Here is an 18,509-nt window from a genome sequence, read left to right on the forward strand (position 1 = left end):
GCGCGCATTTTGCGCTTTGAAAAGCGAAATATGCCTGAAAAATGGGCTGATTCCTTCAATTCTGCTGATGGAAGGCATCACAAGATCGGAACAACGACGAAAATCGAAGACAAATCCGGGCGATTTCGCTAGTTGCAGCCCATGACCACGCTTCGCATCGCACTCTACCAACCTGACATTCCCGGCAACACCGGCACCATCCTGCGGCTGGCCGCCTGCCTCGGCCTTGGCGTCGACATCATCGAGCCGGCAGGTTTCGACATATCGGATCGCAACCTGAAGCGCGCCGGCATGGATTACCTGGCGGCCGTCGCCCTGACGAGACATGTCAACTGGGAGCGTTTCGAGGCATGGCGCCTCGCGAGCGGCCGGCGGCTGGTGCTCGCCTCCACCAAGGCAGCCCGGCCCTATACCGACTTCCCCTACCGCGACGGCGATATTCTTCTCTTCGGCCGCGAGAGCGCCGGCGTGCCCGAACATGTGCATGAAAGGGCGGATGGTCGCGTTCTGATCCCGATGGTCGAGGGCCAGCGCTCCATCAATGTCGCCATGTCGGCCGCCATGATCGCGGGCGAAGCCTTGCGGCAAACGCAATGGCTGCCGCTCACCGCGTCCGGCCCAAATGTCGCACCCGAATAGGCGTTGGCACGCCGGATAAAGTGTGAGAAGCTTCGCCTTGGAATGCTCTAACTCAGGCAACCTTGGCGAGGTGACCCATGTTCCAGACGGCATTCACGCTTTCCCTCACGCAGTTTGCGCGCACTTTGAGCCTACCGGAACGGCTGCAGCGCTCCCCTGCCCGCAATCTCGTCCTCGAAGGCCTTCGCCAGCGGAACCTCGCCCTTGACGCGCTGTTCTACGACGTCAACGTGATCACGCCGGAGGAAGCCTTCTACATCAGCGACTCTCTGGCCGCCGAAGGCGCAATCATGATCGTTCCGCCCAGCGGCTGTGGGGCACTCACTCTCTGCGAGACGATCGATGAATTCATCCTGCGGGGCGGCGCGGATGCCCGGGCGCTCGCCGTCGCAGGCATCGGCGGCTCGGCGCTCGGCGCAGCCGCCTTCGCCCGCAACGTGGCCGACGCTGTCGATGCCCCCGTGGCTGTCGTCGTTTCCGGCTATGGTATCGCCGATGTCATCACCGAGGCTTTCGGCGGCTTGTTTTTCTTCGGCCACCTGAAGGGTCTGCGGCCGATGCTGGAACGCCTGGATGATCTTGCCGGCCGCCCCAAGGTCGGGGCATACCGCGATGGAACCGCTGCCCGCACCAGTCTCGACACCAGAACCGTGCAGGCTCTTCTTGCTGATCCCCGCCTCTCCTTCCGTCTGCTGGCGGGCCATTCCAAGGGCAATCTCGTGCTCTCGGCCGCATTGCATAATCTTTGGAAGCAGGATGAGGCCCGGGTTTCGGAACTGGCGAAAAATACGAAGATTGTGACGATCGGCACCCGCATCGCCATGCCCTCCGTATTCACCGATGTCGTCGATGTCATGGGCGAATGGGACTGGTTCGGCGAGATCAACTCCCGACCGTTCATCCACGCCGATCAACGCATTCCGCAGGCCTGGCATCACACGAACACCGATCTGGGCGGCCATCTGCCGGTGACGACCACGCTCAGGGAAATCCTTGCGATTTCGCCGATCATCGAGAACCCGAAACTCGCGGAAGAGCAGACCGCAGCGCTCGGCGCGGTATCGGAGCCGACAAAGCCGGAAGCGGAGGTTCCCTTGCCTTCGCCTCTCGGCGGAAAGCCCACGGCGACGATCGACAAGGTCAGGAAAGCGTTTTCTGCCGGCATCCTGCCTGCCGTTCAGCCTGTGGAATCCAGCGTGGCGGATGATCTGCAACCACCCACGTCGCATTGAACTGGTCACAAACTGAAAGCCCGCCGCAAGTCACGGGAATGTGCTTGCGCTCCATCGCCCGTCGCTGCGGGCGGCCTTTTCGTTCGGCTCAATCCGCCGATGGCAAACGCCGCATGGTGAATTCGATGCGATCGCCATCGACCTGACGCCAGCTTTCGACTTCGGTCCAGTAGGCGGCTTTCGGGAATTCATCGAACCACTCGCGCGCTTTTGCGCGTGCATCGGGGCGGCTGAGACAAAAGGTCTCGCGAACGAATTCGCTTTTTCCGCCCGCCGGGTGTTCCTGCCGGTAACGAAATATTCTGCTTCTCAACCCATCCAGGGGCGGCGGTCCAGGTATCTTCATAATCAAACCTCGCCTTCGGGAGGGAACATAATACCGCACCCGGAAATTTGCGAGTCGATTCTCCCGCAGCGTGGCTGCACTGGCTGCGCCGCAATGTTGCTGATATTCAAAATCACGATACATAGGGTGCGAATCGCGGGCCGCCGGCTGCTCGCACTCTCGGAGAGCATGCATGGAACGACCCAATCTTCCCAAGGGATTACCCGAGGATATTGAAGCGAAAAAAGAGGCTGCGCGCACCTGGTTCGAGGGCCTGCGCGACACGATCTGCACCGAGTTCGAGCATTTGGAGAACGAGCTGGCCGGTCCGCTTTCCGACCAGGAGCCCGGTCGTTTCGTCGCCAAGGACTGGCAGAGGGACAAGGGTCAGGGCGGCGGCGGCCGCATGTCCATGATGGAAGGCCGCGTCTTCGAAAAGGTCGGCGTCCATACGTCGACGGTCCATGGCGAGTTCTCTCCCGACTTCCGCAGCCAGATTCCGGGCGCCGAGGAGGATCCCCGTTTCTGGGCTTCCGGGCTCTCGCTGATTGCCCACCCCGTCAATCCGAATGTGCCGACCGTACACATGAATACCCGCATGGTCGTCACCACGAGCCATTGGTTCGGCGGCGGCGCCGACTTGACGCCGATGCTCGACCGTCGCCGCACCCAGGAAGATCCCGACAGCCTCCTCTTCCATCGCGCCATGCAGATCGTTTGCGACCGCCATGCCGTCGCCGACCACCAGCACTACAAGAACTGGTGTGACGAATACTTCTTCCTGAAGCATCGCAACGAGCCGCGCGGTATCGGCGGCATCTTCTTCGACTGGCTGCATTCGCCCGAGGAAGCCGGCGGCTGGAGCGCGGATTTCGCCTTTACCCGCGACGTCGGCCGGGCCTTTGCGATGGTCTACCCGCGGATCGTTCGCTCCAATTTCAACGAGACATGGACGGAAGAGGACCGCGACGAGCAATTAATTCGTCGCGGACGCTATGTGGAGTTCAATTTGCTGTACGATAGGGGTACAATATTCGGGCTGAAGACAGGCGGCAATGTCGAGTCGATCCTATCGTCTCTGCCGCCGGTGGTGCGTTGGCCCTGATGCAGGCCGCGCAAGGCTGTGCGGCGGCCTTGCGGCAACGGCATGCGAAAACCAGTGACCCCGAAGCGCAGCAAGCGAATCCGCGGGATCGCGAGCGTTTCGGGCGTTCAACATAAAATGATCGGACAACGCCCTGAAATCAGCGGGAGGGATGCCTAAGTGACCTAATGCTCGTTCCAATCGGAGGAGGTTGTAATGGCAGCAGAGAAACAAGTCACGGAAGCTTCGAAAGAGCAGAAACTTTCGCGCACAGTCGATAGTCCGGAGTTCATCGTCCGACTGGCCGAGGATATGCGGACCCGCAGCGGGTCCGACCTGCCGTTGTCCTGCTTTGTCGAGCAGGTAAGAATGCAATTGGCAGGCAAGTCACCGAGCGATGTCGCCAGTTTTGCGGCGGATCGTTCGGCCAAGCAGATGCCCATTCCGACATATCAGTCATCCGACTGCTTCAAGTCTTGGGCCATGCCGGACTGATGTCCGGAAGACCGCCGCCGGCAAGCGAGAGACTTGCCGGACGGCAGAAACCTTTTTCCGTCCGCTGCGTTTAGCTTTCATGCCCGTGGGCATGAAAGGATGCGGAACCGTGGAGAGATGAGGAGGAAGATATGCGACTGTTCGAATGTGGTACGCTCGTGCCCGGCTGCGCTTGGCATACCCGCGCTCAGGATGATGCCGAAGTGGTTCGTCGCGCCGTCGAGCACATGCGTGAAGCGCATGGCGAAACAATCATCCGGGAAAACATGGTCGACAACATCAAGGCACGAATCCGCGACGAGGCTCACGCGGCCTGATCAGATCGGCCCTGAAGGTCAGGGCCGCATATCAGGCACTGGCCAAATCTTTAAGTCGGGCGAGAAGTTTCGCCCGGTTCGATGAAAAATTGCCATCGAGCCATTCCTGCTCCAGCTTGGCGAGAAGCTCGCCGACACGAGGACCGGCGCCGACGCCTGCCGCAAGCGCATCCGCGCCGCTAAGTGGGAAAGCGGGTTTCTTCCACTTTGCCACGCGCTCCAGCAGCCGGCCGAGCCGCGCAACACGGGCCATTTCTTCGAAATCGCCTTCCGCCTTGCCCCGTGCGACCGACAGCGCCAGCTTCAGGCGCACGGCGACGCCGGAGGGGTCATGGCGATAAAGCAGGCGGTCGAAGGCCGCGTCCGAGATATCGTCCTTGACGACAGGCGCATTCGCCCAGGCCTGAAGATAGGCGCCTTCGGCTTTCGAAAGGCGCAGCCGCTCCGCAAGCTTGGCAAGCCTTGCCGTATCCGGCGCCACGATGGCGGCAAGCCGCAGCAAGGGCTCCGCCGGCCAGCCGAGAGCCTGTTCGGCGGCGATGAGGCCTGGAATGGCGTCGATACCCCACTTCTCGGTTTCCGGCAGCACTTCGGTCAGTATGCCGATCTGGCGCATCCAAAGCAGCGCCCTGCCCGGATCGTCCGCCGCCAGCAGCTTCTTCATTTCGGACCAGACGCGCTCGGCCGAGAGGGTCGCGATCTTCGACTTCGCAGCGGCACAGGCGCGCAACCCGTCCGCATCCGGACGACCGCTGCCGTAATACGCGAAGAAGCGGAAGAAACGCAGGATCCGCAAGTGATCCTCGGCAATCCGTGTCGCCGCATCGCCGATGAAGCGAATGTTGCGGCGCTCAAGATCGGCAAGGCCGCCGACGAGATCCACCACCTCGCCACTGGCGGAGGCATAAAGCGCATTGATCGTCAGGTCGCGCCGCTCCGCATCCGCCTGCCAGTCCTGGCTGAAAGCGACGCGGGCGCGGCGGCCATCCGTTTCGACATCGCGCCGCAAAGTGGTGATCTCGAACGGCGTTCCATCGATGACCAGTGTGACGGTGCCGTGCGCGATGCCTGTCGGCACGGCCTTGATGCCCGCTGCCTCGGCTCTTTCGACGACAGTCTCGGGCAAGAGCGTGGTTGCTATGTCGATATCGGCGACCGGCAGCCCCATCAGGCTGTTGCGCACCGCTCCGCCGACCACGCGTCCCTCGCCGCCGTCGGCGTCGAGCAACGACAGCACCCGCTGCAGGGCCTTATCGCGAAACCAGGCCTCACCGGCAACGGACGTCATGTATAGAGCCTTTCATAAAGCGTGCGGACTATGCCCGCGGTAATGCCCCAGATCATGCGCTGCCCATAGGGCATGCGGTAGAAATGGCGCTCGGTTCCCTGCCAGAGCATCGTGTCGGTAGCATGGTGGCTGGGATCCATCAGAAACGAGAGCGGCACCTCGAAGGCGTCCTCGACCTCGGTCGGATTGAGGTCCAGATGAAAACCCGGCTTTACCACGGCGAGAATGGGCGTGATGCGAAAGCCGGTCGCCGCCAGATAATGCGGCAACCGTGCCACGGGTTCGATGAATATGTCGGCAAGCCCGATTTCCTCGCCCGCCTCGCGTACGGCCGCCATCTCCGGCGATGCGTCTTCCGGATCGATGGCCCCGCCCGGAAAGGCGATCTGGCCGGAATGCTTGCGCAGGGTGGAGGTCCTGAGCGTGAAGATGACCTTGGCGTCGTCTCCGTTTTCGACGACAGGCACGAGGACGGCGGCATCCTTCAGCTTCAGGTCCGCGACCTGCGAGATGGTCTCGGGGTTGAGACGATGATCGCCGTGATCGCGCCAGGCGAGATCGATAGGCCCGCCGCTCTGATGCAGGGCGCGGCGCCGGAACTCATCCGCTGAATAAAGGGGGAATTCGCTCATCGCGTCAGTGCATCCAGTTCGGCCAGCGGCATGATCGGAAAGATCGAGCCGCCGGAGCGCACGCAGAACATATCGCGCCCGGCAATTTCGACGGGTTCGCCAAGTTCGACGAGATCGTACATGACCGCGCGCGTCACCAGCGCCTCCAGGCGCCCGCGGACATGCAGGTAAGGCTTCAGCTCGTCGTTCTCGCCGCGGATGACGAAGCGGATCGGGTGCTCCCTGCCCGCCTCGACCACGTCGCCGACATTCGTGCGGAAGGTCAGCACGCGCCTGCCGTCGCGTTCCGTCACGCTCATCTCGACGGCCACGAACGGCGCATCGACGACCCGGATGCCGACTTTTTCCACAGGCGTGACGAGATAGGTCTTTTCGTCCTCGTCCTTGCGCAGAACCGTGGAAAAAAGCTGTACCAGCGGCGCGCGGCCGATCGGCGTGCCGAGATAAAACCAGGTGCCGTCGGCACGGATCTCCATGTCGATATCGCCGCAGAACGGCGGATTCCAGCGATCGACGGGCGGCGCGCCCTTCTTTCGGCCGCCGCTATCGCCGGCCGCGCGTGAAATCAGCGCCGCCAGGCTTGCCGCATCGCCAGTTGCCTTGATTTCCTCGGTTGCCATTCTTCTGTCCCGGTTGGCCGTTAGTGACAAATACGACAGTTTCTCACGAGATAGTCATTTGAAACGCGCTTGTCAGCCATCTTGGTGGCGATAAGTTGTATTGATTATGAGGCAAATGTGTAACGTCTGCGAATCGCGCGTATCGTTTTTCTGCCATTGGAGACGCAAATGGGCATGATCAAATCGACCGAAACCACCCTCGACGAGCAGGCCATGGTCGCGTCAGCTGAAAAGGCGCTGGGCGATATCGCCACCATTCGCCAGGAAGTGTCGAAGGTCATTTTCGGCCAGGAAAGCGTCGTGGAAAACACGCTGCTTGCCGTGCTCGCCGGCGGTCATGCGCTTCTGGTCGGCGTGCCGGGTCTTGCCAAGACCAAGCTCGTGACCACGCTCGGCTCCGTCCTCGGCCTTGCCTCCAGCCGCGTGCAGTTCACTCCCGACCTGATGCCTTCGGATATTCTCGGCTCGGAAGTCATGGATCAGGACGAAAGCGGCCGCCGCTCCTTCCGTTTCGTCAAGGGTCCGGTCTTCGCGCAATTGCTGATGGCCGACGAAATCAACCGCGCCTCGCCGCGCACGCAATCGGCGCTGCTGCAGTCCATGCAGGAATATCACGTCACCATCGCCGGCCAGCGTTACGATCTGCCCGCTCCCTTCCACGTTCTCGCGACGCAGAACCCGCTGGAACAGGAAGGCACCTATCCGCTGCCGGAAGCCCAGCTCGACCGCTTCCTGCTGCAGGTCGATGTCGATTATCCCGAGCTTGCCGACGAGCGCCGCATCCTGCTCGAAACGACGGGCTTGAGCGAAGCGACGCCGCAGGCGGTGATCGATGCCGAGCGTCTGCTCGAAATCCAGCAACTCATCCGCCAGATGCCCGTCGGCGACGGCGTGGTCGATGCCATCCTGGCTCTGGTGCGCTCCGCCCGCCCGGGCCAGGGCAATGCCTCCACGGACAAGCATGTCGCCTGGGGTCCCGGCCCGCGCGCCGGCCAGGCCATGATGCTGTGCGCCCGAGCCCGCGCGCTCTATGAAGGCAGGCTTGCGCCGTCCATCGACGACGTGCATGCCCTTGCCGAGCCCGTGCTCGAACACCGCATGGCGCTGACCTTTGCGGCCCGCGCCGACGGCATGTCCGTGCGCGATGTCATTGCAGGACTGGTGAAACAATCGAGATCGTGACCCGGATGTCGAGGAGAGTATAGCGCGTGGCATCCATCGGACAGACCGTCAGACCGACATCAGGCAATGATGCCCTCTCCCGAGCCCGCAGTCGTGCCGCTCTCGTGCCGGATTGCCTTGTCGAAGCCAAGCGCATCGCCAACACGGTCATCGCGGGATGGCACGGCCGGCGCAAACGCGGCATCGGCGAGAATTTCTGGCAGTTCCGTCCCTATACCGAAGGCGAAAGCCTTTCGCGTATCGACTGGCGGCGCTCCGCCCGTGACGATCACACCTATATCCGCGATCATGAATGGGAAGCCGCGCACACGATCTGGCTCTGGGCGGATCTGTCGCCGTCCATGATGTACAAGTCAACCTATGGCCATGTGTCCAAGGAAGGCCGCGCGCTCGTCCTCATGCTGGCGCTGGCGGAAATCCTCTCCCGCTCCGGCGAGCGCATCGGCTGCCCCGGCATCATGGAGCCGATATCGAGCCGCAACGCCGCCGAGCGCCTGGCCGCGGCCCTGATGCACACGCCGCTCGAAGGCGGTCTTCCGCAGACGGCGATGATCCGCGGCTGGAGCGACATCGTGCTGATCGGCGATTTTCTCGACGATGCCGACAGCGTCATGGGCAGGATCGGGCCGCTGGCGCGCCGGGGCTTGCGCGGTCATGTGATCGAGGTCGCCGACCCCGCCGAAGAGCTTTTTCCCTATAGCGGGCGCACGGAATTCAGCGATCCCGAAACGGGTTCGAAGCTGATTGCCGGCCGCGCGGAAAACCTGCGCGACGACTATCAGCGCGCCTACCTCGCCCGCCGGGAAAACCTCGGCCAGTCCCTACGCCATCTCGGCTGGACCTTCGTCAGCCATCGCACCGACCGGCTTGCCTCCGAAGCTCTGGTCGCCGTGCACATGTATCTTTCCGGCATGCCCGCCAGGGTAGCTTCCGGAGGGCAGCCATGAGCGGCCTCTCCTTCGCATTCGCTTCGCCCGCCATCCTCGGAGCCCTGATCCTGCTCCCTGCGATCTGGTGGCTGCTGCGCCTGACGCCGCCACAGCCGCGCGCGGAGGTCTTTCCGCCGCTGCGCATTCTGGCGACCATCCTCAAGCGTGAGGAAACGCCGGCGCGCAGCCCGTGGTGGCTGACGCTGCTGCGGATGCTGCTCGCCGCTCTGGTCATTCTCGCCATCGCCAACCCCATGTTCAATCCGCGCAGCAATACGCTGTCGAGCCGCGGCCCGCTGGTGCTGATGATCGACAACAGCTGGGCGATCGTATCCGACTGGGAACGCCGCGTCCGGACGGCCGACGCGCTGATAGACGATGCCGACGCCAAGGGCATTCCCGTTTCGATCGTCTTTACCGCCGAGCAGGGCAACGATGCGACGCCGGGTGCTGCGGCATCGGCGCGCGACAAGCTGCATGCGATGAATCCGCGGCCGCTGGTGCCGGATCGTGGGCGCGCCGCCGATGCCGTGAAAGCGGCACTCAATGGCCGCAAGCCCGGCACCATCGCCTTCCTCTCCGATGGCATCGAAAGCAAGGCGAAGGACGATATCGTCAGCCGGCTCGCCGCCCTGCAGCCGAGCGAGCTGCGGCTGATCGAAGGCGACGGCCAGAATATCGTTGCGATCACCGGCGCGTCCAATACCGCCAATAACATGACCGTCACCGCGACGCGGCTGAACGGCACCGGCCCGATGCGCCTCGGACTGACGGCGCAGGACAATCAGGGTCGGCCCATCGCAGCCGGTTCGCTTGACTTCGCGGGCGGGCAGACGGTCGCCACCGGCTCCATCGCGGCGCCTTTCGAAATGCGTAATGATTTCGCCCGCATCGGCATCGATCGACAGGCAAGCGCCGGCAGCATTTACCTGCTCGACGACGGTTTCCGCCGCCGCCGCGTGGCGCTTCTCTCCGGTCAGGCCGCCGACGAATTCCAGCCGATCCTGTCACCGCTTTATTACATTCAGCGCGCGCTCCAGCCCTATGCCGACCTGACACAGCCCAACAGCGCCGATCTGGCCAAATCGATCCCCGAATTGCTCGCGGGCAACCCTTCGGTCATCATCATGGCCGATGTCGGCCGCCTGCCGCAGGAAAGCTATGCGCCGCTGCAGCAATGGATCCAGAACGGCGGCACCCTCGTCCGCTTCGCCGGCCCGCGCCTTGCCGCGGCCCCCGCCGACGATCCCCTCGTTCCCGTCACGTTGCGGCAGGGCGAGCGCACATTCGGCGGCGCGCTGTCCTGGGCCGAACCGCAGCCGCTTGCAGATTTCCCGTCCTTCGGCCCCTTCGCCGGCATGCCGAAGCCGAGCAATGTGCTAATCAAGCGGCAGGTTCTGGCCGAGCCGACGCCGGATCTGGCCGAGCGCACCTGGGCAAGCCTTGCCGACGGCACGCCGCTCGTCACCGAAAGGCAGATGCAGGCCGGCCGCATCGTGCTCTTCCATGTCAGTGCCGAGCCGCAATGGTCCGATCTGCCGATTTCAGGCGATTTCGTCGAAATGCTGCGTCGCATCGTCCAGCTATCGCGCGCCGGCGGCGTCGCCTCGGCTGAAAGCGCGGCGGCCAGGACCGGAGAGGCGATGCCGCCCTACCGGCTCCTGACTGCGAAAGGCGTGCTGACCAGCGAGATCGGCAGCGCCCGCCCGCTGGAGCCAAGCAGCAAGGGAGCGGCGGTCGCAAGTTTCGACAACCCGCCCGGCCTCTACGGTTCCGAAGAAGGCTTTAGCGCACTCAATACCCTGCCCCAGGGAACGGAACTCAAGCCTCTGGATGCCTCGGCGTCCGGCCTGGTCACACAAGAAGGCCTCATAGGCGGGGAAGCCTGGTCGGCAAAACCGATCCTCTTCACGCTCGCATTCCTCATTCTGCTGGCCGACAGCCTGATCGTGCTCTTCATGAACGGCGCCTTCCCGCGTCTGGGCAGATCGGCAAAAACGATGGCGGGTGGCGCGGCCGTGCTGTTGCTGGCCTTATCGGTTGGTATCTTCCTGCATCCGGCAAACGCGTTTGCGGATGACTCCAAACCCGGCGACGACACCATATTTTCGCGGCTGGACAAGACGCATCTGGCCTATGTCGTGACAGGCGAGTCCGAAGTCGATCACATTTCCGAACGCGGGCTCGCCGGCCTTTCCGATTACCTCACCTATCGCACGACGCTGGAGCCCGGTGCGCCGGTGGGCCTTGATCTTGCCAAGGACGAACTGGCCTTTTACCCGCTGATCTACTGGCCGATCTCCTCGACGGCGCCGATGCCGTCCAACGACGCCATCAACCGCATCGATGCCTACATGCGCAATGGCGGCACCGTGCTGTTCGATACCCGCGATGCCATCGACACGATGGGCGACACTTCGACGCCGAGCCCGAACGGCCAGCGGCTGCAGCAGATCCTCGCCAATCTCGACATTCCTCCCCTGGAGCCGGTACCGGCCGGTCATGTGTTGACCAAATCCTTCTATCTGCTCTCGAGCTTCCCGGGCCGCTATGCCGACAGCCCGCTCTGGGTGGAGGCACGGCAGGATGCGCGCCGCGACGCAAATGCGGTCGCTACCTCCGACGGGGTGACGCCGATCATGATTACGGGCAACGATTTTGCCGGCGCCTGGGCCGTCGACGATAACGGCTCACCGCTGCTGCCGACCGTGCCCCCGGACGAGACCCAGCGGGAATATGCCTACCGAACGGGCGTCAACATCATGATGTACATGCTGACCGGAAACTATAAATCCGATCAGGTTCACGTTCCGGATATCCTGCAGCGCTTGGGGCAATAATATGAATATCGGTTTTGCCCCTTTCCTCCCCTGGCCTGTCCTCGCCGCTCTAGCGGTGCTGACGCTCGCCATCGCGGCGCTTGCGATCTACAGACGTCTGCGCGGCGGCTGGATTCGCGCTTTGGCGGGTGTCGCCCTGCTGGCGGCGCTCGCCAATCCGGTACTGCTGCAGGAAGATCGCGACCAGCTGACGACAATCGTTCCCGTCATCGTCGACCGCAGCCTCAGCCAGCAGACGCCCGAGCGCACGAAGATGACGGATGATGCCCTGGCGATGCTCAAGGATCGTCTGGCGCAATTCCCGCGCATTGAGCCCCGCATCGTCGAGGTGCGCGATCCGGCGGAATCGGCGTCGCCGTCGACACGGCTTTTCTCCGCCCTCTCCTCCGCGGTCGCGGACGTGCCGCCCGCACGTATTGGCGGCGCGATCCTCCTGACGGACGGCCAGATTCACGATATTCCCGGCATCAACCAGCAACTTGGCTTCGATGCGCCCATTCACGGGCTGATCACCGGCAAGCCGGACGAGTTCGACCGCCGCATCGAAATCGTGCGCGCGCCTCGCTTCGGCATCGTCAACGACGAACAGCAGCTGGTGTTTCGTGTCGTCGACGATGGCAAGAGCCCGGGCGGCACCGCCGCCGTGACGATCAAGATGAACGGCGACGAGATCGCCACGCTGCAGGCAACGCCGGGCCAGGACACACCCTTCAGCTTCAAGGTGCCGCGCGCCGGCAACAACGTGCTCGAATTCGCCGTGGCCACGGTGCCCGGCGAAGTCACCGACATCAACAACCGTACGGTCCAGCTGATCGAAGGCATCCGCCAGAACATGCGTGTCCTGCTCGTCTCCGGCGAGCCGCATGCCGGCGAGCGCGCATGGCGCAATCTCCTGAAGTCGGACGCGTCAGTCGATCTCGTGCATTTCACCATTCTGCGCCCGCCGGATAAGCAGGACGGCACGCCGATCAACGAACTGTCGCTGATCGCCTTCCCGACGCGCGAGCTTTTCGTCGACAAGATCAGTTCTTTCGACCTGATCATTTTCGACCGCTACCAGGACCGTCAGAACGTCCTGCCGACGATCTATTATGATTACATGGCCCAATATGTCGAAAACGGCGGCGCTCTGCTGGTCGCGGCCGGTCCGGAGCATGCCGGCGGCAGTTCGATCGCCCTGACGCCGCTAGCCTCGGTGCTGCCGGCCGAGCCGACCGGCCAGATGATCGAGAAAGCCTTCTATCCGCGCCTGTCGGATCAGGGCCGGAAGCATCCCGTGACGCGCGGCCTGGATGGTTCGGACACCGAGCCGCCGCATTGGGGCCGCTGGTTCCGCAGCGTCGATGTCGAGAAGCCGCAGGGCCAGACCGTGATGGTCGGCGCCGACAACAGCCCGCTGCTCGTGCTCAATCGCGTCGGCCAGGGGCGTGTCGCCATGCTTCTCTCCGATGAAGGCTGGCTCTGGGCACGCGGCTTCGAAGGCGGCGGCCCGCATGTGTCGCTTTATCGCCGCATCGCCCACTGGCTGCTGAAGGAGCCGGCGCTGGAAGAAGAAGCCCTGACGGCCAATGCCGCCGGCCGCACGCTGCAGGTGACGCGCCAGACCATCGGCGACGATCCCGGCCCGGCCACGATCAAATTGCCGTCCGGCAAGACGGAGACGTTGCCCCTGAAGCAGACGCAGCCGGGTCTCTATCAGGCCGAGAAGCACATGGACGAAATCGGGCTCTACCAGATCGCCAACGGCAATCTGTCGACGCTTGTCCATATCGGCGCCATCGACGCCCCGGAGTTCAAGGCAATGATCTCGACCACCGAGACGCTGAAGCCGCTGGCGCAGAAGACCAAGGGTCTGGTTACCCGCATTGCCGGCGCCAACGGCAGCGTGACCGTGCCGCAAGTCCTGCCGGTGCGCGGCGCCGTGCGCGTCGCCGACGGCCAGCGCCTGACCATTCGCATGACCGATGAAACCGTCTTGAAGGGGATCAACACCCTGCCCCTGTTTGCGGGCTTTGCCGGTCTTGCCGCCCTCCTCTTTGCCTTCTCTGCCACATGGTGGCGTGAAGGACGGTGAATATGATGAAGATTGACGTAACCGATACCCCGTCCGAAAGCGAACTCGCGGCCATCAGCGAGGGATTGACGGCGTTCAACGTCGTCGACGTCGGCCCCTCCGGCCGCCAGCCACTTGCGGTCCTGATCCGCGACGATGCCGGCAAGACCATTGGCGGCATCTCCGGCTACACCGCCTGGGGATGGCTGTTCACGCAATGGCTTTTCGTGCCGGAAACCCTGCGCGGCCAGGGCATGGCCGGGAAGCTGCTGGATGCGGCGGAGCAAGAGGCCAGTGCGCGCGGCTGCTTCGGAGCGTGGATCGATACCTTCAATCCGCAGGCGCTGAAAGCCTATCAACGGCAAGGCTATGCTATCTTCGGCGAACTGCCCGACTTCCCCGCCGGCCGCAGCCGCTTCTTCCTGCAGAAGAAACTATCGCCCCGCTGATATCAGGCAGGGCGATCCTTTCGCGGGGATAAACGTCTCAGACCGCGATCCTCGCGAGCGGCGCGACATCGTCCAGGTCATCGGTTTCGACGGCTGAAACGGAATCGTCCCGCCAGGCAATCGGGCCATGCAGCCGCGCATGCGTGTCAGCGGCAATCGGCACGACCAGCACCCGGTTGGGATCGACGGGGCCTGGGAAAGTCAGTGCGTTATAGGCAACTTTCTCGAAACCGAGCGGCCCATAATAGGGCGGATCACCGACGAGAATGACCGCGTCCGATCCCTTGCGCTTGGCCGCCTCGACGGCAATCCGCACGAGCTCGCGGCCGATGCCCTTGTTCTTGTGCGAGGGGCGCACGGCAAGCGGGCCAAGCAGATGCCCCTTGACCGATCCGGCCAGCACCGGCGTCATGCGCACGGAGGCGATCGTCTCGCCGTCGTCGGCGCAGATGAAGGATAACAACCGATCATGCGGCCCCTGCTCGCGGATGCGCGCGGCGGCACGCGTAAACCGGCCCGGGCCGAACGCTTCTTCGTTGATGAGTTCGATGACAGCGTCGTGCGACGCATCCTCAGTGAGGTAGACCAGATCGTGCTTGTACATTAGACCAAGGAAACCAGATAGACGGACGATATTGTTCTCGAATGCGCTCATGGAGCGTTCAAGGTCATCGGCGTCGTCGCAGGCTTCTGGTGACTTTCATGACAAGGGGTCCTTAAAGTGTGAAAAGCCGGATAGCAGGAAATATTCTGCACGTCCAATGCAAAATGCACGCTGACATCTCTTGATGCAAGATCGTACCGGCATCGCGGTTTTTTCAATGTCTATCGCCGATGCGAAAAACCTGCCGGCAATACCCGCAACGCAGTGTTCATCATTTGCCGTATCGAAATCCGGCGCACATACCGTATCTTCAATGCAGGTTTTCGGCAGTTTCCCCGAAAGGATTGAGCTATGGGCATGTTGGTGGACGGCGTCTGGCAAGACGTCTGGTACGATACCAAAGAGACGAAGGGCCATTTCAAGCGCGCCGCGTCGCAGTTTCGCAACTGGGTGACCGCGGATGGCAGCCCCGGCCCCACAGGCACGGGCGGCTTCAAGGCAGAGCCCGGACGCTATCATCTCTATGTCTCGCTCGCCTGCCCCTGGGCGCACAGAACCCTGATCTTCCGCAAGCTGAAGAAGCTCGAGGAATTGATCCCGGTCTCGGTCGTCGATCCGCTGATGCTGGAAAACGGTTGGGAATTCAAGGGGAAGGACGGTGGAACCGTCGACCATCTGTTCGGTGCCGGCAAGCTTTGGGAAGTATACGTCAAGGCCGATCCGCACTATTCCGGCCGGGTCACCGTGCCCGTTCTCTGGGACAAGCAGACCGGCACGATCGTCAACAACGAATCGGCCGAAATCATCCGCATGTTCAACAGCGCCTTCGATGGGGTGACCGGCTCGAGGACGGATTTCTATCCCGCCGATCTGCGTGCCGATATCGATGCCCTGAACGAGCGCATCTACGACACGGTCAATAACGGCGTCTACAAGGCCGGCTTCGCGACAACGCAGGAGGCCTATCAGGAAAATGCGCTCCGCCTTTTCGAAACCCTCGACATGCTCGACCAGCGGCTGGCGACGCAACGCTATTTGTTCGGAGATCGGCTGACGGAGGCCGACTGGCGGCTGTTCACGACGCTCGTCCGCTTCGACCCCGTCTATGTCGGCCATTTCAAATGCAACATCCGCCGCATTGCCGATTATGCGAACCTTTCGGCCTATCTGCGCGATCTCTATCAGGTGGCAGGCGTCGCCGAGACGGTGAACATCGCGCACATCAAGAACCACTATTATCGCAGCCACAAGACGATCAATCCGACCGGCATCGTGCCGATCGGCCCCGAACTGGATTTCGACCGCCCGCATGGCCGCGAGCAGCTGGCAAAAGCCGCCTGACCTGAACGCCGCCGGCTACCAGTAGTTGGAGGGAGCCTCCGCTCCTTCCAGCTCCTTCAGCCTGCGATAGGTTGCCTTGGTCGTCTGCGGCGGCAGCGCATCGACCGGAAAGAAGCCGCTTTCGACGATTTCGCGATCCGGCTTGCGCGGCGCGCTCTGCGTGACGTCGACCCGGTAGAAAACGACATGGTCGCGCTTGCTGGTGTGGTTGTTGAAATAGACGTGGAAGAGCTGCGGCCTTCCAGAGATCACCAGATTGCCCTCCTCCCGCAATTCCTTGGCCAGCGCCTGCTCCACCGTCTCGTGACGCTCGACGCCGCCGCCGGGCATGTGCCAGCCGGCGATATAGGAGTGCCGCACGAGGAAGATCCGCCCTTCCTGATCGAAACAGGCAGCGCGCACGCCGAGCGTCATGCTGCGGGTCAGCGCGAAATAGACATGCAGCGCGCGACCGAACAACCGCACCGCCAAACCCTGCTTTTCGTCCCGCCGGTTCTCGTCGTTCATGCCCGAACCCCGGCATCCCGATCTGCAATCGAACCAGGGATGTATTTGTTTTGACAATAGAGTGGGCTATGTCTCATCCCATGTTCAAGCTCGCGCATATTTCCGATGTTCACCTTGGTCCGCTTCCACGTCTTTCGATCAGAGAACTCGCCTCCAAACGCATTACCGGATTTGTGAACTGGCACCGAAACCGGCGCAAGCATCTTTTTGGCGATACGCTCGACCTCCTTCTTGACGACATCAAGGCGAAGCAGACCGATCATCTGGCGGTGACCGGAGATCTCGTCAATCTCGCGAGCGGCATCGAGATCCAGACCGCCGCCGCATGGCTGAAGACCGTCGGCAATCCTTTCGATACCTCCGTCGTTCCCGGCAATCACGACGCCTATGTGCCCGGCGCCTATGAAAGGGCCATGCGCGCCTGGTATCCCTATGTCAGAGGCGACCGCGCTTCCGAGGAATGGCAGGAGGATCGGCACATTTTCCCTTACCTGCGCATCCGCGGGCAGGTCGCGCTGATCGGCTGTTCGACCGCCGTCGCCACGCCGCCCTTTGCCGCAAGCGGCTTCTATTCCGCTCGCCAGGCGCGCGAGACGGTGAACATTCTGCGGGCGACCGGGGATGCCGGGCTCTTTCGCGTCGTCATGATCCATCACCCACCCATCCGGGGCGCGACCAGTTTCTATAAGCGCATGATCGGCATTCGCCGCTTTGGCGCCGTCCTCTCGACCGGGGGCGCCGAGCTTGTCCTGCATGGCCATACGCACCTCAACACCCTGCACTGGCTGCGCGGCCAGATGGGTCCGGTGCCGATCGTCGGGATTGCCTCCGCGTCACAAGGGGTCGGCGGCCTGAAGCCGCGCGCCGCCTACAACCTCTTCACGATCGCCGGCCGCCCCGGCGCCTGGGAGCTCAATGCCGAACGCTATAGCCTCAATGACGACGGTAACGGCATCGACCCGAAAGGCATCGATATTCTGGCAACGTAATCGGCATTTTTAAACCATCGCATGCATCGTTTCGGTAGCGCGTTCTAAGATACCGAGCTACAATCGAAGCATCGGAATCCCGGAGGCTGCGATGGGTTTTGATGCCGCGACAAAGAGCACTGCAGGGCCGGTCTTCATTGCCGGTTTTCCGCTCGTCGCCTGCTCGCGGCTCCCCATCGGCACCTGCGGCCGCGGCGGCAGAAACGACGTGGCCCATCGATCGCCGATGCAATCGCCAACGGCCGGGAACGCCGATTGAAACAGTGTGGGCCGGTGCCCTGTCGGATCGCCGCCCGAAGAAAGACAGTTCAGCGCGCGAGTGTTTTTGAAGACTTGCGAAACGGCACAGAAATGGTTCATACCAATACAGGACGATCATATTGCGCATATGACCCTTTCAAAAGGAAAGGTCATTCCGTGCGGAAGCGCATCGCCCGTGCGACAATCTCCAACGCTTTGCTGGAACGACCATGCCAACGCCGGTAGCAGCCATCGATATCAGACGGGATCTGGTCGGTCTTCTTCCGAAGCTCCGCCGCTTCGCGGTGACGCTGACCGGCGATCTGGCCGAAGCGGATGAGCTTGTCCAGAGCATCTGCCAGCGCGGCATCGCCAAGTCCCATCTCTGGAACAGCGGCAGCAAGCTGGAGAGCTGGCTCTACACCATGGCCCGGCATCAATGGGTCGATGAGGCGCGGCGTCACAAGCTGCGTCCGGCGGCCAAGGGCAATGCGCTGGAACAGGGCGAACCGGCATCGGGGATCCATTTAAATCCTGTGGAAGCCAGTGAAGCGCACCGTCTCGTCACATCTTTGCCCGAAGGGCTTGCGAGTGTCTTCCTGCTGGTCGATGTCGAAGGGCATAGCTACAAGCAGGCAGCCGATATCCTCGGCATACCGCTATCGGCAGTGATGTCGCGGCTCTCCAGCGCACGCCTTTACCTTGCCTCTCAGGGTCACAGCCGCTCGCCTCGAAGGTTTTAA

Annotated in this window: 19 protein-coding genes; 13 read left to right on the forward strand and 6 right to left on the reverse strand. The window is 62.7% G+C overall.

Annotated features, from left to right (window positions below; all coding sequences use genetic code 11):
- The first annotated feature begins 141 nt into the window (after positions 1 to 141).
- Together GR212_RS17840 and GR212_RS17845 are read left to right on the forward strand one after the other, a co-directional pair.
- On the forward strand, positions 142 to 639 hold the full coding sequence (locus GR212_RS17840) for a tRNA (cytidine(34)-2'-O)-methyltransferase (RefSeq protein ID WP_163987914.1): 498 nt from the start codon (positions 142 to 144) through the stop codon (positions 637 to 639).
- Positions 640 to 716: 77 nt separating this feature from the next.
- The gene (locus GR212_RS17845; protein ID WP_163987915.1) at positions 717 to 1,871 is read left to right on the forward strand and encodes a hypothetical protein; all 1,155 of its coding nucleotides are present in this window, start codon (positions 717 to 719) and stop codon (positions 1,869 to 1,871) included.
- 88 nt (positions 1,872 to 1,959) lie between these two features.
- On the opposite strand, the gene GR212_RS17850 is transcribed toward GR212_RS17845, so the two are convergent.
- Positions 1,960 to 2,220: a hypothetical protein gene (locus GR212_RS17850; RefSeq protein WP_348643484.1), complete on the reverse strand. Its 261-nt coding sequence runs from the start codon at positions 2,218 to 2,220 to the stop codon at positions 1,960 to 1,962.
- Positions 2,221 to 2,389: 169 nt separating this feature from the next.
- Here GR212_RS17850 and hemF point away from each other — a divergent pair, with 169 nt between their 5' ends.
- From hemF to GR212_RS17865, 3 genes are all read left to right on the forward strand, one after another.
- Positions 2,390 to 3,301 carry an oxygen-dependent coproporphyrinogen oxidase gene (gene hemF, locus GR212_RS17855; RefSeq protein ID WP_163987916.1) on the forward strand — a complete coding sequence of 304 codons (912 nt, stop codon included), beginning with the start codon at positions 2,390 to 2,392 and terminating at the stop codon, positions 3,299 to 3,301.
- A 195-nt stretch (positions 3,302 to 3,496) separates the two neighbouring features.
- Entirely contained in the window at positions 3,497 to 3,775 is a 279-nt protein-coding gene (locus GR212_RS17860; RefSeq protein WP_163987917.1) for a hypothetical protein, read from the forward strand.
- A 131-nt stretch (positions 3,776 to 3,906) separates the two neighbouring features.
- Positions 3,907 to 4,092, forward strand: a complete 186-nt coding sequence (locus GR212_RS17865; RefSeq protein ID WP_163987918.1) for a DUF1059 domain-containing protein — start codon at positions 3,907 to 3,909, stop codon at positions 4,090 to 4,092.
- A gap of 31 nt (positions 4,093 to 4,123) precedes the next feature.
- Here the strand turns inward: GR212_RS17865 and GR212_RS17870 are convergent, their stop codons facing one another.
- Genes GR212_RS17870 through GR212_RS17880 form a run of 3 tightly spaced genes read right to left on the reverse strand, consistent with a single transcriptional unit; the run spans position 4,124 to position 6,632 of the window.
- Positions 4,124 to 5,380, reverse strand: a complete 1,257-nt coding sequence (locus GR212_RS17870) for a CCA tRNA nucleotidyltransferase (protein WP_163987919.1) — start codon at positions 5,378 to 5,380, stop codon at positions 4,124 to 4,126.
- On the reverse strand, positions 5,377 to 6,012 hold the full coding sequence (locus GR212_RS17875; protein ID WP_163987920.1) for a CoA pyrophosphatase: 636 nt from the start codon (positions 6,010 to 6,012) through the stop codon (positions 5,377 to 5,379). Before GR212_RS17875 ends, GR212_RS17870 begins: the two co-directional genes overlap by 4 nt.
- A complete protein-coding gene (locus GR212_RS17880; RefSeq protein ID WP_163987921.1) occupies positions 6,009 to 6,632 on the reverse strand; it encodes a DUF1285 domain-containing protein in 624 nt (207 codons plus the stop codon). Before GR212_RS17880 ends, GR212_RS17875 begins: the two co-directional genes overlap by 4 nt.
- Positions 6,633 to 6,800: 168 nt before the next feature.
- Between GR212_RS17880 and GR212_RS17885 the strand changes: the two genes are divergently transcribed.
- The 5 genes from GR212_RS17885 to GR212_RS17905 are packed head-to-tail and all read left to right on the forward strand — an operon-like array spanning position 6,801 to position 14,085.
- Positions 6,801 to 7,814 carry an AAA family ATPase gene (locus GR212_RS17885; protein WP_163987922.1) on the forward strand — a complete coding sequence of 338 codons (1,014 nt, stop codon included), beginning with the start codon at positions 6,801 to 6,803 and terminating at the stop codon, positions 7,812 to 7,814.
- A 26-nt stretch (positions 7,815 to 7,840) separates the two neighbouring features.
- Positions 7,841 to 8,761, forward strand: coding sequence for a DUF58 domain-containing protein (locus GR212_RS17890; RefSeq protein WP_163987923.1), 921 nt, complete (start codon positions 7,841 to 7,843; stop codon positions 8,759 to 8,761).
- A complete protein-coding gene (locus GR212_RS17895) occupies positions 8,758 to 11,583 on the forward strand; it encodes a DUF4159 domain-containing protein (protein ID WP_163987924.1) in 2,826 nt (941 codons plus the stop codon). The genes GR212_RS17890 and GR212_RS17895 overlap by 4 nt, the downstream gene beginning before the upstream one ends.
- A 1-nt stretch (position 11,584) precedes the next feature.
- Positions 11,585 to 13,657, forward strand: coding sequence for a hypothetical protein (locus tag GR212_RS17900; RefSeq protein ID WP_163987925.1), 2,073 nt, complete (start codon positions 11,585 to 11,587; stop codon positions 13,655 to 13,657).
- A 2-nt stretch (positions 13,658 to 13,659) separates the two neighbouring features.
- Positions 13,660 to 14,085 carry a GNAT family N-acetyltransferase gene (locus GR212_RS17905; protein ID WP_163987926.1) on the forward strand — a complete coding sequence of 142 codons (426 nt, stop codon included), beginning with the start codon at positions 13,660 to 13,662 and terminating at the stop codon, positions 14,083 to 14,085.
- A 37-nt stretch (positions 14,086 to 14,122) separates the two neighbouring features.
- Here the strand turns inward: GR212_RS17905 and GR212_RS17910 are convergent, their stop codons facing one another.
- Positions 14,123 to 14,689 (reverse strand): GNAT family N-acetyltransferase, encoded by a 567-nt coding sequence (locus GR212_RS17910; protein ID WP_163988101.1) that lies wholly within the window; start codon positions 14,687 to 14,689, stop codon positions 14,123 to 14,125.
- 351 nt (positions 14,690 to 15,040) lie between these two features.
- Here GR212_RS17910 and GR212_RS17915 point away from each other — a divergent pair, with 351 nt between their 5' ends.
- On the forward strand, positions 15,041 to 16,030 hold the full coding sequence (locus tag GR212_RS17915; protein ID WP_163987927.1) for a glutathione S-transferase family protein: 990 nt from the start codon (positions 15,041 to 15,043) through the stop codon (positions 16,028 to 16,030).
- Between the two features lie 15 nt (positions 16,031 to 16,045).
- On the opposite strand, the gene GR212_RS17920 is transcribed toward GR212_RS17915, so the two are convergent.
- Positions 16,046 to 16,537, reverse strand: coding sequence for an NUDIX domain-containing protein (locus GR212_RS17920; protein WP_163987928.1), 492 nt, complete (start codon positions 16,535 to 16,537; stop codon positions 16,046 to 16,048).
- 50 nt (positions 16,538 to 16,587) lie between these two features.
- Between GR212_RS17920 and GR212_RS17925 the strand changes: the two genes are divergently transcribed.
- Together GR212_RS17925 and GR212_RS17930 are read left to right on the forward strand one after the other, a co-directional pair.
- Positions 16,588 to 17,526, forward strand: coding sequence for a metallophosphoesterase family protein (locus GR212_RS17925; protein WP_163987929.1), 939 nt, complete (start codon positions 16,588 to 16,590; stop codon positions 17,524 to 17,526).
- Positions 17,527 to 17,996: 470 nt separating this feature from the next.
- Entirely contained in the window at positions 17,997 to 18,509 is a 513-nt protein-coding gene (locus GR212_RS17930) for an RNA polymerase sigma factor (protein WP_163987930.1), read from the forward strand.

It is taken from the genome of Martinezella lusitana (assembly GCF_010668395.1).
Classification (GTDB): Bacteria; Pseudomonadota; Alphaproteobacteria; order Rhizobiales; family Rhizobiaceae; genus Rhizobium; species Rhizobium lusitanum_A.